This window comes from Lysinibacillus sphaericus, from assembly GCF_000600105.1.
Lineage (GTDB): Bacteria > Bacillota > Bacilli > Bacillales_A > Planococcaceae > Lysinibacillus > Lysinibacillus sphaericus.
Map to the genome: position 1 here is coordinate 850,715 of NZ_CP006837.1, position 16,949 is coordinate 867,663.

The following is a 16,949-nucleotide window of genomic DNA, read 5'->3' on the forward strand; positions in this document are numbered from 1 at the left end:
TGAGCCGTTATGGGCTTTAGTCAAATTATTTTTAGCTGGACGGCCATCTTCCCGGTCATTGTCCTGCTCTATTATTTCTTCCGAAAAAAATATACCGATCAACCAGTGTCCTCAACACTTTTTTGGTCTGAAATTATGCAAGAAACAAGAGTTTCTCCATATTTAAAGCATTTACAAAAAAATGCATTACTGTATTTGCAATTGCTGGCATTACTTTTACTAGTGTTAACACTCATCAATCCTTATATGAAAAAAAGTACGATTTTGGGTGCACAGACGATTTTTATCGTGGATACATCAGCTACAATGTTAGCAGGGAAAGAGCAATCTACATTTGATGCTCATAAAAAAGAAATGCAATCATTGGTAGAACAGCTGGACGGACGACCTGTTACATTAATTACGACTGGCAATGCTCCACAAGCAGTGTTACAGCAAGAAACAAATGTAAAAACGATTGAAAAAACCATACAAGATTTACATGTAACATATGAAACTGCCCAAATGAATAAAGCGCTTGATGTGGCACAAGCTTTTGTTGGTGATAGTCCAACGTCAATTTATGTTTTCACAGATGCACTTGATAAAAAGCAATTACCGATGGAAAAGGAATCTGTGAAATGGCTTGTACACGGTTCTGCAAAAGATTTAACGAATGTTGCTATTACGCGCTTTGCTGCGACGACAGATGGTAAATCTACGATGGCGTTAGTGCAGCTCCAAAATGATACCGATAAAGAGCAAAAGCTAACACTTACACTACAAAATAGTAAAGGTAATGTACTAGTAGACGAACCTATTTCTTTGGCAGCAAACGAAGCAGTGTCTAAATCATTTAAAGATTTACCATTAATGGATACCGTGACAGCTAAAATTAATGTAAAAGATGATTATGCGATTGATAATATTCAATCAGTCGTGTTACAAACGGCTACAGCGAATATTGTAGTCGATCAAAACATGCATCAGCTTATTCAAAAAGGGTTTCAAGCTATTAATGACAACGTAAAAATTGTACCGCCCTTGCAGCTTGCGGATAATCAAGGAGCTACAATTGTAACGAATCAAACATCATTACTTCAAAAGATGGAGAGACCCATTGTATTATTTGGGCGGGATGATATTGAAAAAGTAGATGTTAATGGTGAAGTAAAAACAACGAGCGATGCTTTATTTGCATTTAGTGAGTTAAATGATATTTATGTCAGTACTTTATATCCTCCATTCGATGATTATAAAACAATCGCCACAGTTGGAGAAAAACCATTTATCCAACGAACACCTGAAGGGGATATTATCGTCCTTGCTGATATTGCAGATACAGATTGGCCACTCTATCCATCGTTTCCTTTATTTTTATGGAGTGTGGAACAGCAATTATCTGAATCGGTAGGTTCCCTTGGGATTTTCGCACCAAATGAGCAACGTTCAGTCGCGTTATCACAGGGTGATTGGAGTGTTTATTCTCAGGATGATGAATTTTTATCGACTATTACGAATGGCTTACTAACTGCTCCAATGAAGCCAGGTATGTATACAGCTCGCTCAAACAGTGAGGAAAAGCGTCTTATCGTGCAACTACAAGCACAGGAACGTGTAATAGAAGAAGGAACAAGCTATACGCTTGGAGAGCTTCAGCAAAATGGCAAGGAAGAAGTGTCGAAAGCTTCGTTTGTACCTTGGCTAATACTCATTATTTTAAGTTTGCTTGTCGCAGAGTGGGAGGTGCAACGACGTCGTGGATTTACGAATTGATATGCCATTAGCGTTATTGTTATTACTGCCATTGTTTATGTATTTTGGATGGACTTATTGGCGCGAGCGCAGGCGCCTGAAAAAAAGTCATCTAGTTGTATTGGGCATTCGAGTAATAGCCATCGTCTGTTTAGTTTTTGCATTGGCAGCACCTTATCTGTTATTGCCAGTAAAGGACGAGCAAGTATTATATTTAGTTGACCGCTCTGCTTCGATGAATCGTACAGAGGCAGAAATCGTTAGTTTTATAGAGGAAAGTTTGAAATCGAAAAAGGAAGATCAACTTGCAGGGATTTACTCATTTTCATCAACTCTCCAAACGGAAGCGATTTTATCAAAATCCTTAAAAGATGTTCCGAAATTTACTGAGGTTAAAGGAACAGACCAAACAAATATAGAACAAAGTCTTCAGCTTGCAACAGGTATTGTTGATCCGAAAAAGGCGACTAGACTTGTATTACTAACAGATGCCAATGAAACACAAGGCAATGCGTTAGAATTTGCCACGAAGCTAAAAGGCTCCAATATTAGTGTAGATGTCGTGCCGTTTCATCAAAATGTGACGAATGATGTGTCACTGAAAAGTTTTGTGACACCACAAATAGCTTACGTAGGTGAACAGCAACAGCTTGTGACGGAAGTCAATGCCACAGCGGCAGGGCAAGGTGAATTATTGCTGTACGAAAATGACAAACTGATTCATCGTGAGTCGGTGGAGCTTGCTCAAGGTTCCAATGTTTTTACTTATAAACATACGGCAACTGCAGAGGGGCTTGTTAAATATGAGGCGCTCGTGCAAGTTGGACAGGATGCCATTTTTGAAAATAATAAATTAACAAGTGTGACGATGGTACAAAGCGAGCCACATTTACTGATTGTCAATGGCTACGATACGGCATCACCAATTGCTGCAGCTCTAGGATCAAATTCAATTTCCTATGATGTTGTGGATGCAGCAAGCTTACCAAATGAACTGTCTAGTTATTTGCAATATAACGCGATTATTTTTGATAATGTTCCTGGACACTTAGTTGGAGAGGCAAAGATGAGCGTTATTGAACAGGCAGTGAAAAACTTTGGTGTTGGCTTTACAATGGTCGGCGGTGAAAATAGCTTCGGCTTGGGTGGTTATTTTAAAACACCGATTGAAACATTACTACCTGTTGAGATGGAGATAAAAGGCAAAGAACAATTGCCATCTTTAGGGCTCGTCATTGTACTTGACCGTTCAGGAAGTATGTATGGCTCAAAACTAGAGCTTGCGAAAGAAGCGGCGGCTCGATCTGTTGAAATGTTACGAGATGAAGATACGCTAGGATTTATCGCCTTTGATGATCGCCCTTGGGAAATCATCGAAACTGGACCATTAGGCAATAAAGAAGAAGCCGTCGATACGATTTTATCGGTTACGCCTGGTGGTGGTACAGAAATTTATCGTTCATTGGCAGCAGCCTATGATAGTTTAGCTGATTTAAAATTGCAAAGGAAACATATTATTTTACTTACAGATGGACAATCACAAGCTGGCAATTATGAGGATTTAATTGAAACGGGGAAAGAACAAGGAGTGACACTGTCAACTGTGGCGATTGGACAAGATGCTGATGGCAATCTTCTGCAAGGGCTAAGTGAAATGGGCAGTGGTCGCTTCTATGATGTCATCGATGAACAGACAATTCCTTCGATTTTATCACGTGAGACAGCGATGATTTCACGTACGTATATTGAAGACAATCCTTTCTATCCAACAATCTACAATGCATCTGGCTGGAATGCATTATTTGCGAATGGTGTGCCACAAATGAATGCCTACATTGGCACAACAGCGAAGCAGGGAGCTGCTGTTATAGCAGAAAGTGAGAAAGAAGATCCGGTATTAGCACAATGGCAATATGGACTGGGTAAAACTTTTGCTTTCACATCCGATTCAATGGGGAAATGGGCTGGTGACTGGGCAAGATGGCAGGAATGGGGAACATTTTGGCAAACCATTATATCGCAAATGCTACCAAGTTATAATGATGTCGCCTATGATGTACGTCTTGATACAGATGGTTCATTTATTATCACCGATCCGACAAATGAAGCAGCATTTTTAGATATTGTTGCTGTCGATGAAGCTGGTGAGGAGCTTGATATACAGCTGGAAACGCTATCTGCCTCGCAAGTACGCGCGGTTGTCCAAGCGAAGCCTGGTTTGATTTTCTTCCGCATCGCTGATGAAGAGCAGGCTATTTACCAAGCAGGTCTTAGTGTACCTTACAGTGCTGAATATGAATTACGTCCTGTGAATGAAACCGTAGTAGAGCAACTAACAAAGCAAACTGGCGGCTCAGTGTTGAAAGAACCACAAGAAGTGTTCCGTGATTTCACAAACAAAGGAGCAGAGCGCCAAAATATTGCGACATGGCTACTCTTAGCAGGGATGTTGCTATTCTTCTTGGATATTACGATTCGACGCTTTGGTTGGCGCTTTATAACAAGTCGCAGGCACAATGAAAAGCCTGTAGACGAAACAGCCGTGCAGGTGGAAAACACCAATGTTGCGCAGTTATTAAAAGGCATGAAAAAACGCTCATAATAAAAAGATGGCACATTGCGAAAAAAGCATGTGCCATCTTTTTTTGAACATAGCTACTTAGGAATAAGAATAGACGGTGCGGTTTTCCGAAGACTGCTCGCGATGATCATGCCGAGACATGCCCCAATCAAACTAGATGTCAAAAAGGCGGGCATAAAAAATAATGCAGCTACGGATGTTCCCATAAATAATTGCGCATAAGGAACAGCGATTAGTGAAGCAAGGATACCTGTGCCGAATACTTCACCAACTCCTGCTAGCCATTTCTTGCTGCTATATTTATAAGCAAAAGCAGCACATGCTGCACCGATGACACTTCCGGGGATCGCTAAAAGAGAGCCCGTGCCTGTTAGTATGCGAATAATGGCTGTTAGCAAAGCAACGATAATGGTAGGCACAGGCCCTAGTAAAATGGCACCGATAACGTTAATAGCATGTTGTACAGGATAGGCACGAGCAATCCCAGTTGGAATCGAGACAAATATAGAGCCTGCTACAGCAATAGCAACCAATAAAGCCATGATAGTTAGTTTTTGAATAGCCATGATAGTTCCTCCTTTATTTTATAGAACATGTGGAATTGTTGGTAAAACGACCTAATGAATGACAAAAAGACCGCTCCCTCTAAACAAAAGGAAGCGGTCTTGTATTTGATAATGACACAATAAGCAAGAGTCGCCACTTCCCTCCGCTAGTGTGAACTAGATCAGGTTCAAAGGGTCCGTATATGACCATATACGTCTCAGCCTTGTAAAGACTCCCCTAGTGGTAAACATGATATTAAATTTCTACTAATAAATGTAACATAACATCTATATTAGTCAACGCTATTTCACATTATTTCGAGTCAGGTTGCATAAGATGTGGCGCCTTTTTTAAAGTCCAAATAAGTGCTAAGAAGAAGCAGGCCATTAAAATAATTGCCCCGAAAATATAAGGACTATTTATATTCCAATCAAAAAGAACGCCTGCTAGTGCTGGCCCAATCATATTGCCGAGACTCATATACGCATTATTAAGACCAGCGGCAAAGCCTTGCTCATTTTCAGCCAGTTTAGAAATTAATGTGTTAACGGCAGGGCGAATTAGTGTAGTGGCTGTTGAGAAAATCGTTGCAACAATTAATATTAGTGCAAAACCAGATACAAATAATATTGCATAAATTGCTACAGCCGCAATAAATAAATTGACTAACACAACTTTCATTTCACCAAAACGTTTAAAGAGTGGTGTAATGACAAACATTTGAACAATAACACCAAATGCACCACCTACAGTCAGCAAGATAGCAATATCGGCAGGCGTGTAATTAAACTTGTCCGTTACAAATAATGATAATGTCGTTTGAAAATTAGCGATGCCAAACGAGAATACTAGCATAATAATAAGCATGACAAAGTATGGCATTTTGACTGAACGTACCATCTGCTTTGCAAGATTTTCTTGTTTTTGAGCTTTCTGAGCTGCAGTGGGCTTTGTGGAAGGTAGTAAAAATACCGATAGAATAGAAGCAATAATAGCTGCTCCACCAGCCGTAAAGAATGGGAAATGCAAGCTAACTTTCGATAGAAACCCGCCAATACCAGGTCCAATCATAAAACCAAGAGACATGGCAGCTCCTAACATGCCCATTCCTTTTCCTCGTTCTTCATACGTTGTGACATCTGCCACAAACGCCATAATAGGCGGTGCAACAAAGGCTGAACCTAAACCACCTAAGAAACGGGCAACAAAAAGCATCCATACATCTGTAGATAAACCAAATGAAATTTGCCCAAGGCCAGTGACAATCAGACCAAAGATAATCAAATTTTTTCGACCATATCGATCTGAGAGATTCCCAGCAATTGGAGAAAAAACGAATTGTGCTAAGGCGAACGTTGCAATTAGCATGCCAAGAACTTGTCCTGCTGCTCCAAATATTTTTAAATACTCTGGCATAACAGGAATAATAATCCCAATACTCCCCATTGCGATAAACATATTAAACATTAAAATATACAACGCGGCCTTATTAGACTTCTGCTGGGTCATCGAATACCCCCCTTTATTTACTATTAAAACATTACTAAAGTCTATCATAAAGAAATAATGCTTGGCTATCAGATTATAGTCGTAGGTAGCTGTCATGGTTATGATACAAGTACAAGGCGACAGAATAAAGAAAATTGCCACTAAAAATCATGAATCGGTAGCGGACATCAACAGTCCCATCAAAAAAGTGTTAGATTGATGGCTGTCAATCTAACACTTTTTTGGTCTTCGTTTCTTTCGTATTTATCGAATACTCATTTTAAATTCTAAAAATAATTCATTGTATTTCCCTAAATAATCGGGTCCTAGGTTTTTATAGACTTCTAACGTTTTGCGTTGTTCTTCTGAAGGGTAGAAGCGCTCATCAGCAATAACTTCTTTATCCATTAAGCTCATTGCTGCAGTATTTGGAGTAGAGTAGCCTACATAATCTGCATTTTGAGCTCCAGATTCCGCATTTAACATAAAGTTAATGAAAGCATGTGCGCCATCAATATTTTTCGAAGTTTTCGGGATTACCATATTATCAAACCACAAGTTCGAACCTTCTTCTGGCACAGCAAAGTCTAAATCTTCATTTTCTGATAGCATATCTGCGGCTTGACCAGACCAAGTGAGTGCGATGGCTGCTTCGTTATTAATCATAAGCGGTGTAATCTCATCACCAATAATCGCTTTGACGTTTGGTGCGAGTGTAATCAGTTTGTCTGTGGCCTGACGTAACTCTTGGTCATCTAACGAGTTCAGGGAGTGTCCAAGACTGTTCAAACCCATACCGATGACTTCACGTGCACCGTCTACTAAAAAGACTTTACGTTTTAAAGAAGGATCCCATAAGTCTTGCCATGAAGAGAAATCTAAGTTACCTACTAAATCCGGATTATAGACAATGCCAACTGTGCCCCAAAAATAAGGAACAGAGTATTTATTGTTATCATCAAATGGCAAATCTAAAAAATAAGGGTCGATATTTTTAAAGTTCGGGATTTTTGTTTTATCTAAAGGAAGTAATAAATGTTCTTCCTTCATTTTTTCAATCATGTACTCAGAGGGCACAGCAATATCGTATGCCGTCCCACCTTGCTTAATTTTCGTCATCATGGCCTCATTGGAATCAAATGTTTCGTAAATGACATGGATGCCTGTTTCTTTTTCAAATTGCTTTAGTAAATCGGGGTCTATATATTCGCCCCAGTTAAAAATAGTTAATGTATCTTTTCCACTTTTACCACCGATAGCGCTCATTGCATCAGCCGCGTACACTAACAGGGCGGAGACGACAAGTATGGCGATGGTAGCTTGAATTAAAGACTTCATTGTTGTCCCTCCGTTCTTTTACTCGTACGACTTGTGAAGAAATAATAGCCGACTACTACTATAATTGTAACGAAGAATACTAAACCAGAAATGGCGTTCACTGTCAGAGAAATACCAGCACGTGCCATCGAGTAAATTTCAACAGATAAAGTACTAAAGCCATTTCCTGTCACGAAAAATGTTACAGCAAAGTCATCTAGTGAATACGTTAAAGCGAGAAAGAAACCAGCAAAAATCCCTGGTTGGATATACGGTAAAATAACGCGCATCATAACATCTTTTTTCGTTGCGCCAAGATCTAAAGCCGCATCAATTAACGACTTATTCATCTCTAATAATTTTGGTAAAACCATCAGTACAACAATAGGAACACTAAACGCGACATGGGCTAATAATACTGAAGCGAAGCCCAGTTTAATGCCTACCATTGTAAATAAAATTAAAAAGCTTGCACCGATAATAACATCTGGACTCACGATTAATACATTATTTAAGGAAAGCAGGGTATTGCGCATTTTCGAATCTTTTACTGTAACGATCCCGATTGCGCCTAGTGTGCCAATAATTGTGGAAATCAGTGCAGAAAGCAAAGCCACAATCACCGTATTAATTAAAATAACGAGTAATCTAGAATCCTCGAATACAGCTTTATAATGATCCAATGTGAAGGATTGGAAGTTTGTCATGGAATCCCCACTATTGAATGAGTAAAAGACTAAGTAAAAAATAGGAGCATACAGGACGATAAAAACAATCGCTAAATACACTTTTGCAGATGTGGACAGTTTGCTCATCGTACGCGACCTCCTTTATCCTTTTGACCGGTAATGAACATGATGATTACCATAAATAAAATTAAAAATACGGCAATCGTTGAACCCATGCCCCAATTTTGCGTTACAAGGAATTGTTGCTCAATTGCTGTACCGAGCGTAATAACGCGGTTTCCTGCAATTAAGCGCGTAATCATGAAAAGTGATAAAGCAGGGATGAAAACAACTTGAATTCCTGATTTAACACCGTCCATTGTTAGTGGCAGTACAACGCGACGGAATGTTGTAAAGGCTGAAGCACCTAAGTCACGAGCTGCGTAGACAAGGGTTGGGTTAAGACGATCCAACGAGTTGAAAATTGGTAAAATCATAAAGGGAATAAAAATATAAACGGATACGAAGACAAAGCTCATATCAGTAAATAGCATTTGCTTCGGATCAAAGCCGAATACTTCAATGGCTGCATTGATAGGACCATATAAACCGAATATCCCTATAAACGCATATGTTTTTAACAAAAGGTTAATCCACGAAGGAATAATAATGAGCAATAGCCATAGCTGTTTGTGTTTGGTCTTCGTTAAAAAATAAGCTGTTGGGTATGAAATCAGCAATGTAAAGAAGGTGATTAAAAACGCATACCAAAACGAACTAAGTGTCATTTTTAAATAGACAGATGTAAAAAATGCTTTGTAGTTATTGAGCGTAAAATTGCCATGTAAATCTAGTAGGGAGTAGTAAACAACGAGGGCAATCGGCGCAATAACAAATAGTGCAATCCATAAAACGTATGGAAATAACGCTGATTTCGAAGTTTTAGTTTGCATCTTCGTCATCTCCATAGGATTCTAGACGTTTATCGAACTCTTCCTCAGTTTCATTTAGGCGCATTACATGAATGGCTTCTGGATCAAAGTCTAAACCTATTTCTGTCCCTACTTCAGCTTTCTTCAATGAATGGACAAGCCACTCATTACCAGCTTTATCGTAAGTGGAGAGCTCATAATGGACTCCACGGAATAATTGTGTATCAACTTTAACAATTAGTTTTCCTTTGTCGACTGTTGTGATTTCCAAATCTTCTGGACGAATAACAATATCGATTTTTTCATTTGGTTTCATTCCTTGGTCAACACATTCAAACACTTTCCCAGCAAACTCCACTTTAAAATCTTCTATCATAACGCCGTTAACAATATTTGATTCTCCGATAAAGTCGGCAACAAAACGGTTAATGGGTTCATCATAAATATCTACTGGTGTACCTGATTGTTGAATTTGCCCTTCGCTTAAGACAAATATTTCATCACTCATGGCAAGTGCCTCTTCTTGGTCGTGTGTGACAAATACAAATGTTTTACCAAGTCGTTGTTGTAATTCACGTAGTTCATACTGCATTTCTGTACGAAGTTTTAAATCAAGCGCAGAAAGAGGCTCGTCGAGTAAAATAACTTCTGGATCATTAACAATAGCTCGTGCAATTGCAACACGTTGACGCTGACCACCTGACATTTCAGAAATTTCTCGATTGCCATAGCCGGCTAAGTTGACAAATTTTAGCGCTTCTCCAACACGTTCTTTAATGTTATTTTCAGGAAGTTTTTTAATGCGTAATCCAAATGCTACATTTTCAAAAACATTTAGATGTGGAAATAACGCATAATCCTGAAATACTGTGTTCACTTGACGTTCATTGGCTGGAACAGTGTTAATTTTTTTATCGTGGAAAAACACATCGCCTGTAGTTGGTTCTGTGAAACCAGCAATAATGCGTAATATTGTTGTTTTACCGCAACCTGACGGACCAAGCAACGTATAGAACTTCCCTTTTTCAAGCTCTAAGTTAATATTTTTTAGGACGACTGTGCCGTCACTATATGATTTTGATACATTTTCAAAGCGGATAATAGAATTTGTTGTCATTGAAGCGCCTCCTTAAGCTATAAATAAGAATCCGTTGCGACGAGTAAAATTTTTGTTTCATCGTCATGGGCATTAAAAATTTGATGATGATCTGCCGCGTCAAAATAGAGCGCATTGCCTTCACTAGCTATATATTGTTCATTCCCTAAAACGAGACGAATACGCCCTTTGACAATATAAATAAATGTTTCTGATAGCGATGGTTCAAACTGTTTGAATTCGCCGTCAGCAGCAAGTGTCAAAAAGATGGGCTCCATTTCTTTCTCATTAGATGTAGGAATAAGCCATTGAATTTCATATTTTTTTTCTTCGTCTGTATAAGTCGATTGATCTTCCTCGGTGTAGACAACCTTTTGCTCAGGTGCATCATCATCGAAGAATTCCTTGGGCGTCGATCCTAAAACTTCTAATAATGAAAAAAGCGTTTCAATAGAAGGCGAATTCAAATCACGCTCTAGTTGTGAAATATAGCCTTTACTTAAATCTGTACGTTCTCCAAGCTCTTCTTGGGTAAGACCTTTTTTCAAACGAAGTGCTTTAATTTTTCCTCCAATTTGCATCCTTTCCCTCCTAGAAGAAGTTTAGCAATCATAAACTTTCAGAAAATGAAGTTTACTTTAACGAAACTTTTAGTTTACTAAAAACATTACTATTATACATAATAATGAAAAATTTGCAATCGTTTTGGAGGAAAAAATGCAGATGTATTTGAAAGAAAAGAAGCTTCTCTATTTTCGAGCAGTTTTTTGTGTTATTCTAGAATAAATTTACGAAAAGAAGCTAATAACTATAGTGTAGTGATGATTATTTATTGGGTATTTGACAAAAATTTGTCAGTACACTTGAAACGATTAGCGTGGCGAAGTGCACTTCGTTGAAAATCTGTGCTTTCTTTGCTATCGTAGAAGACGGTTCGCATGTGCGAATGGAATATAAAACTACATATTATTCGGAGGGATTTATAATGGCAGAACGCATGGTAGGTAAACAAGCCCCAGACTTCACAATGGAAGCAGTACTTCCAGACAAATCTTTTGGTAAAGTATCTTTAGAAGAAATTAAAGCACAAGACAAATGGACTGTACTGTTCTTCTACCCAATGGACTTCACTTTTGTATGTCCAACAGAAATTACTGCAATGAGCGATCGTTATGATGAGTTCGAAGACTTAGATGCAGAAGTAATCGGCGTTTCAACTGATACAATCCACACGCACTTAGCTTGGATTAACACAGATCGCACGCAAAATGGCCTTGGAGAATTAAAATACCCATTAGCAGCAGATACGAACCATGCGATTTCGAAAGAATATGGCGTTTTAATTGAAGAAGAAGGTATCGCACTACGCGGCTTATTCATCATTAATCCAGAAGGCGAATTAAAATATCAAACAGTATTTGATAATAATATTGGCCGTGACGTTGATGAAACTTTACGTGTATTACAAGCTTTACAAACTGGTGGTCTTTGCCCAGCAAACTGGCGCCCAGGTCAAGCAACTCTTTAATTGAATTGAGCAAAGTCCTTCACTTTTAGAAAGAGCGGGATGAATGCGAATTATGCAATGAAATCAGTAGCGGTACAGCTATTGAGCAAGTCGGAGTACTCTGGCATTGTCTAGATTTTTTTCAAGCTTTTTGAAAAAAATCTAGACGCAATTACGCCAAGGCTTAATTCATGCATAAAATGAATAATGGGTCCCCACGACACGCTTGTGGGGATATTTTTTTCAAGGGAGGATTTTTTATGAAACTTCGTGAACAAATGCCTGAACTTACAGGTGCAACAACATGGTTAAATGGTGAAGTAACGAAAGCACAATTAGTTGGCGAAAAACCAACACTAATCCATTTTTGGTCTGTAAGCTGTCATTTATGTAAAGAGGCAATGCCGGAAGTGAATAATTTCCGTGACCAATATAAAGATGAATTAAACGTTATTGCTGTGCATATGCCACGTTCTGAAGCAGATACTGATTTGGATACGATCAAAGCTGTTGCAGCAGAGCATGATATTACACAACCTATTTTTGTAGATAATGAAATGAAGTTAACGGATGCTTTTGAAAACCAATACGTACCCGCTTACTTCGTATTCGATAAAGACGGACAGCTTCGCCATATGCAAGCTGGTGGTAGCGGTATGAAGATGTTAGAAAAACGTGTGAATCGAGTTCTCGATGAAATGCGTAACGCATAATTTTAATATTTGCTAGGCGGGGATGTTTAAATCCTCGCTTTTTTTAATAGTAATAGTATAGAATGTCGAAAATACTAGATAGAAAAGGTAAAATGACGATTGGTCTCCTGTTTTGACAATACATATAAGCGAGAATAAGTTAAAATAAAGTAATTGTAGTTTTCGGAGGGATTTTGAATGATGAAAAAAGAGTTTGCCGTCATTGGACTTGGACGTTTCGGAGGGAGTATTGTTCGTGAGCTAATGAGTCAAGGTGCGCAAGTAATGGCGATTGACCATTCATCTGAACGGGTAGATGAGTTTGCTGCCATCGCAACGCAAGCTGTTATTGCCGATTCAACAGATGAATCGGTATTAAATTCATTAGGTATTCGGAATTTTGAACATGTCATTGTCGCTATTGGCGAAGATATTCAGGCAAGTATTTTAACGACTATTATTTTAAAAGAAATTGGTGTTCAGCAAATTACAGTAAAAGCTCAAAATGACTACCACGAAAAAGTGCTAAGAAAAATTGGAGCTGATTTTGTAGTTCATCCTGAGCGTGATATGGGTATTCGTATAGCGAATAATATGTTATCTAATACGGTGCTCGATTATTTAGAGCTGTCAGATGAGCATTCGATTATGGAATTAAAAGCAAATGATGCCATTGCCGGTTATTCGATTATGGATTTAGATATCCGCGCAAAATACGGCATTAACATTGTCGGCATAAAACGAGGATCGGATATTATCGTTTCTCCACAAGCAAGCGACAAAATTTTACTTGGAGATATTATGCTTCTTATCGGTGCTGATGTGGATATTAACCGTTTTGTAAAGAAGGCAATGAAAGAATAAGAAAGAAGTGGAATATTGTAGTTGGTTTACAATACTCCATTTTTTAAATATACAATCCAACTTTTTTTATGAAGTATGTTAAGAAAGCTGATGGGGAGTAGGTTTAGCACATGTTTAAATTTAGGAAAGAACCATTACTACGGTTTCTAAAAATTATATTTCCAATCATACTTTTAGCGATAGCGATTTACGAAATACAACAATCGCTAAGGGGGGTAAATGTAAATTTACTGCGAAATGAAGTTAGTCAATTGCAAGTATGGGAACTGTTGTTGATTTTTTTCATTACGTTTTGTGCGATTACTCCGATGATTTTTTACGATGTTATTTTGGTAAAACTATTAGGAATGAAAATAAACAAGCGTACTTTAGTGAATAATTCGTTTATCGTCAACACATTTTCGAACCTTATTGGCTTTGGCGGTTTAGTAGGTGTATTTCTACGAAATTATTTTTATTCAAAATATAAAGTGGATCGTGAAGGCTTGTTAAAGAGCATTGCCACCGTTACTCTTTTTTATTTAACAGGGATTTCATTGTTAACTTGGTTGATGTATCTGTTCTTTTGGGATTTCCCAATGTTAAAAGAAATTCGCTGGTTATCAATTGCTGTCATTGTGGTCAGCCTCTATGTTCCTGTATTTTTAGTGACGCATCTTATTCGCTATAACAAAAGAAGTGCCTTAACGTATAAAGTATTCCTACAGTTAATGATTACTTCTGTTGCTGAATGGCTTGCGGTCTTTTTTGTCATTTGGATGTTAACAATCATCATCCAAATACCGATGGAGCTCTCTACGCTCATACCGATATTTTTAATTGCCTCATGTGCAGGTATAGTAAGCATGATTCCGGGAGGGGTTGGCTCATTTGACCTTGTTTTTTTATGGGGGACGCAAAGTGTTGGAATTGCCGAAGAAAAAGTACTCTTTTTATTAATTTTGTATCGTGTGGGCTACTTTGTACTACCATTTTTAGTGTCCGTACTATTATTTATGAAAGATTATTGGGAGCGTTGGAATCGGTCGTGGGACGATGTACCAAATGTTATTTTTCAAAAGATTAGTCATATGTTGTTAACCAGTTTAGTATTTATCTCGGGCATTGTCTTATTGTTATCAGCATCGGTACCAGGTATTTTAAGCAGATTAAAAATCGCTCAGGAGTTTTTATCATCACCAATTATGAATATTTCCCATCAATTAACTGTTGCGGCAGGCTTTATTCTATTAGGGTTGTGTAGGGGAATTAAATATAAAGTGAAAACGGCTTATCAACTTGCCATTATCGTGCTTAGCAGTTCGGCTTTATTTTCAATTAGTAAAGGTTTTGATTATGAAGAAGCCATTTTTTTACTGATAGTCGCTGTATTGTTAATGGCATCCAAAAAACAATTTTATCGGGAAAGTTATGTCTTAACATGGGGTACTATCTTATTTGACCTTGCGGCGGTTATTTTCATTACGGCAATGTACTTATTAATAGGTTATATCAATTTACCTACCGCAAAAATTCATATTCCGACACCATTGCAATATTATATCCTTACAGATTATCGGGATTTATTTTTCAGTGCAATGATCGGTATCCTCATCGCTTGCTCTATTTTTTACTTAGGTTATCTTACACGTGGACCTAAAAAAATGTACAAGCTACTATCAAAAGAACATGAAGACAAAATCAAAAGTCATCTTATGGAGTATACGGGAACGGAGTTTTCGCATCTCATTTTTTTGCATGACAAATTTGTCTATTGGAATAAAGAAAATACGGTGTTATTCGCCTATCAAATCTATGCAGATAAAATCGTGGTACTAGGCGATCCGGTAGGTCCAGAAAGTGATTTATTATCGGCTATTCAGGAGTTTTTGGAAGTAGCAGATAGGCATGGCTATACACCTGTTTTTTATGAAATTAACAACAAGATTTTCCCTGTGTTACATGAGCATGGTTATAGCTTTTTTAAGCTGGGAGAGGAAGCGTTTGTTGATTTAGAGATGTTCACATTTGCTGGAAAAGAAATGAAGGGCAGCAGGGCGGTAAAAAATAGATTTGAACGCGAGAACTATACGGTCACAATATTAAGTCCGCCTTACTCACAGGAGGTTATGACTGAACTAGCGGAAGTATCAAGAAGATGGCTACAAGGAAGGGCCGAGAAGGGGTTTTCTCTTGGCTTTTTCGATGAAAATTATTTGAACACCTCAAAAATTGCTGTGTTAAGAGGAGCTGAAGGCGTCATTGGCTTTGCAAGCATCATGCCTATGTATGATAATGGCGAGAGAATTTCAGTCGACCTGATGCGCTTTAAACCTGGGGCACCGTCTGGTACAATGGATTTCATTTTCTTATCGCTGTTTCAATGGGCGAAAGAACAAGGATACCGTGTATTTAATATGGGCATGTCTCCGTTATCGAATGTCGGTCAATCTAGATACTCTTTTTTAAGCGAAAAAATTGCAGCACAAATATTTTTACATGGCCAGTATTTCTATCATTTTAAAGGCTTAAAAAACTTTAAATTAAAATATGCAGATTTTTGGGAACCAAAATATGTAGCGTATCGCAAAAAATCATCGTTGCCCTTTACGATGGCACAAATTACATTATTGATTGGACGAAAGAGAAAATAAGTGAGTTTGTAAGTGCGCGGTTAGGTTTACAACAGGGTAAGGAAACAAGCACATGATTCAAGTATGAAAGACATTCATGATGCAATAGGAAGCGGAATTTGCAAAGTGTGTTTTAAAGAGGGCTTTTAATATGATGGCATTCGCATGGGCTTGTTAAGAGAAGATGGGAAGCTAAAGTGAATATGGGACTGCATTCAAGATTATATTGGATGCAGTCTTTTTTGTGGTAAATTTGGGAAAATATATTTGATTTTACACAATGTCTTTGTCATAATAAAGAAAATTCTAATAATGAGGAATAGTATGCTAATAACTGAAAATTGTGTAATTGAGTCTTTAAAGCCACACCATCAAGACGATATTTATTCTTTATATTGTAATCAGGATGTCAGAGCATTTCTTGGAGGGATTCCAGATAAAAACTATATTCTTTCTTCCTTTAACAGCATGTTGCAATCATCATTTCCTAATTCATACTTTACCATATCATTAAAGAACACGAATGACTTCATTGGTCTAGTATCGATTGATGAATACCATGAACAAACAACCTATGAGCTTAGCTATCAATTTTTGCCACAATATTGGGGTAAAGGTTACGCACAAGAAGTTTTAACTGCGGTCATCCATTATGGATTTACTAGTTTACAATTATCCAAGCTAGTAGCAGAAACACAAACTGCCAATATTGCCTCTTGTCGGGTGCTAGAAAAAATAGGTATGGAAAAAATACAAGTATTAGAAAGGTTTGGGCAGGAACAAGCTGTCTATCAGTTACTAAGCACAAATAATGGTTGTTAAAAGTAAACAAAGGATAGGGAAAGCAGATAGGAAATTATCTTCAATATAATGAAGTCATTATTACCATTCCAGCTCTTGGCGAACGCAAAG

14 protein-coding genes and 1 riboswitch are annotated in these 16,949 nt (G+C 37.9%); of the genes, 7 read left to right on the forward strand and 7 right to left on the reverse strand.

The genetic code is table 11. The annotated features are described in order from the left end of the window. The first annotated feature begins 9 nt into the window (after positions 1-9). Complete coding sequence (locus T479_RS03880) at positions 10-1,755, forward strand: vWA domain-containing protein (RefSeq protein ID WP_025218720.1); 1,746 nt, start codon at positions 10-12, stop codon at positions 1,753-1,755. Beyond that, positions 1,739-4,336 carry a VWA domain-containing protein gene (locus tag T479_RS03885; protein WP_025218721.1) on the forward strand — a complete coding sequence of 866 codons (2,598 nt, stop codon included), beginning with the start codon at positions 1,739-1,741 and terminating at the stop codon, positions 4,334-4,336. The genes T479_RS03880 and T479_RS03885 overlap by 17 nt, the downstream gene beginning before the upstream one ends. A 53-nt stretch (positions 4,337-4,389) precedes the next feature. On the opposite strand, the gene thiW is transcribed toward T479_RS03885, so the two are convergent. The 7 genes from thiW to T479_RS03920 all read right to left on the reverse strand — a co-directional run bounded on the left by thiW (position 4,390) and on the right by T479_RS03920 (position 10,943). Next, positions 4,390-4,881 (reverse strand): energy coupling factor transporter S component ThiW, encoded by a 492-nt coding sequence (gene thiW / locus T479_RS03890; protein ID WP_025218722.1) that lies wholly within the window; start codon positions 4,879-4,881, stop codon positions 4,390-4,392. Between the two features lie 121 nt (positions 4,882-5,002). Continuing rightward, positions 5,003-5,110, reverse strand: a riboswitch (TPP riboswitch). 63 nt (positions 5,111-5,173) lie between these two features. Then, on the reverse strand, positions 5,174-6,370 hold the full coding sequence (locus T479_RS03895; protein WP_025218723.1) for an MFS transporter: 1,197 nt from the start codon (positions 6,368-6,370) through the stop codon (positions 5,174-5,176). Positions 6,371-6,613: 243 nt separating this feature from the next. Continuing rightward, positions 6,614-7,687, reverse strand: a complete 1,074-nt coding sequence (locus T479_RS03900) for an ABC transporter substrate-binding protein (protein ID WP_025218724.1) — start codon at positions 7,685-7,687, stop codon at positions 6,614-6,616. After that, the gene (locus T479_RS03905; protein WP_024362226.1) at positions 7,684-8,481 is read right to left on the reverse strand and encodes an ABC transporter permease; all 798 of its coding nucleotides are present in this window, start codon (positions 8,479-8,481) and stop codon (positions 7,684-7,686) included. The genes T479_RS03900 and T479_RS03905 overlap by 4 nt, the downstream gene beginning before the upstream one ends. Next, the gene (locus T479_RS03910; protein ID WP_024362225.1) at positions 8,478-9,287 is read right to left on the reverse strand and encodes an ABC transporter permease; all 810 of its coding nucleotides are present in this window, start codon (positions 9,285-9,287) and stop codon (positions 8,478-8,480) included. The genes T479_RS03905 and T479_RS03910 overlap by 4 nt, the downstream gene beginning before the upstream one ends. Continuing rightward, positions 9,277-10,383, reverse strand: coding sequence for an ABC transporter ATP-binding protein (locus tag T479_RS03915; protein ID WP_024362224.1), 1,107 nt, complete (start codon positions 10,381-10,383; stop codon positions 9,277-9,279). Before T479_RS03915 ends, T479_RS03910 begins: the two co-directional genes overlap by 11 nt. A gap of 17 nt (positions 10,384-10,400) precedes the next feature. After that, complete coding sequence (locus T479_RS03920; protein ID WP_024362223.1) at positions 10,401-10,943, reverse strand: type II toxin-antitoxin system RelB family anti-toxin; 543 nt, start codon at positions 10,941-10,943, stop codon at positions 10,401-10,403. A gap of 404 nt (positions 10,944-11,347) precedes the next feature. Here T479_RS03920 and T479_RS03925 point away from each other — a divergent pair, with 404 nt between their 5' ends. The 5 genes from T479_RS03925 (at position 11,348) to T479_RS03945 (ending at position 16,859) form a co-directional block, all read left to right on the forward strand. Continuing rightward, positions 11,348-11,890, forward strand: coding sequence for a peroxiredoxin (locus T479_RS03925; protein WP_025218725.1), 543 nt, complete (start codon positions 11,348-11,350; stop codon positions 11,888-11,890). Positions 11,891-12,129: 239 nt separating this feature from the next. Continuing rightward, a complete protein-coding gene (locus T479_RS03930) occupies positions 12,130-12,582 on the forward strand; it encodes a TlpA family protein disulfide reductase (RefSeq protein WP_024362221.1) in 453 nt (150 codons plus the stop codon). Positions 12,583-12,762: 180 nt separating this feature from the next. Then, a complete protein-coding gene (locus T479_RS03935; protein WP_024362220.1) occupies positions 12,763-13,425 on the forward strand; it encodes a potassium channel family protein in 663 nt (220 codons plus the stop codon). 110 nt (positions 13,426-13,535) lie between these two features. Continuing rightward, positions 13,536-16,058 (forward strand): bifunctional lysylphosphatidylglycerol flippase/synthetase MprF, encoded by a 2,523-nt coding sequence (mprF, locus tag T479_RS03940; RefSeq protein WP_025218726.1) that lies wholly within the window; start codon positions 13,536-13,538, stop codon positions 16,056-16,058. 303 nt (positions 16,059-16,361) lie between these two features. After that, positions 16,362-16,859 (forward strand): GNAT family N-acetyltransferase, encoded by a 498-nt coding sequence (locus T479_RS03945; RefSeq protein ID WP_025218727.1) that lies wholly within the window; start codon positions 16,362-16,364, stop codon positions 16,857-16,859. Positions 16,860-16,949 lie beyond the last annotated feature (90 nt).

Coding starts and splice junctions, on each gene's coding strand:
- T479_RS03880 (WP_025218720.1), top strand. CDS start 10: ATGGGCTTTAGTCAAATTATTTTTAGCTGGACGGCCATCTTCCCGGTC.
- thiW (WP_025218722.1), bottom strand. CDS start 4,881: ATGGCTATTCAAAAACTAACTATCATGGCTTTATTGGTTGCTATTGCT.
- T479_RS03895 (WP_025218723.1), bottom strand. CDS start 6,370: ATGACCCAGCAGAAGTCTAATAAGGCCGCGTTGTATATTTTAATGTTT.
- T479_RS03900 (WP_025218724.1), bottom strand. CDS start 7,687: ATGAAGTCTTTAATTCAAGCTACCATCGCCATACTTGTCGTCTCCGCC.
- T479_RS03905 (WP_024362226.1), bottom strand. CDS start 8,481: ATGAGCAAACTGTCCACATCTGCAAAAGTGTATTTAGCGATTGTTTTT.
- T479_RS03910 (WP_024362225.1), bottom strand. CDS start 9,287: ATGCAAACTAAAACTTCGAAATCAGCGTTATTTCCATACGTTTTATGG.
- T479_RS03915 (WP_024362224.1), bottom strand. CDS start 10,383: ATGACAACAAATTCTATTATCCGCTTTGAAAATGTATCAAAATCATAT.
- T479_RS03920 (WP_024362223.1), bottom strand. CDS start 10,943: ATGCAAATTGGAGGAAAAATTAAAGCACTTCGTTTGAAAAAAGGTCTT.
- T479_RS03925 (WP_025218725.1), top strand. CDS start 11,348: ATGGCAGAACGCATGGTAGGTAAACAAGCCCCAGACTTCACAATGGAA.
- T479_RS03930 (WP_024362221.1), top strand. CDS start 12,130: ATGAAACTTCGTGAACAAATGCCTGAACTTACAGGTGCAACAACATGG.
- T479_RS03935 (WP_024362220.1), top strand. CDS start 12,763: ATGAAAAAAGAGTTTGCCGTCATTGGACTTGGACGTTTCGGAGGGAGT.
- mprF (WP_025218726.1), top strand. CDS start 13,536: ATGTTTAAATTTAGGAAAGAACCATTACTACGGTTTCTAAAAATTATA.
- T479_RS03945 (WP_025218727.1), top strand. CDS start 16,362: ATGCTAATAACTGAAAATTGTGTAATTGAGTCTTTAAAGCCACACCAT.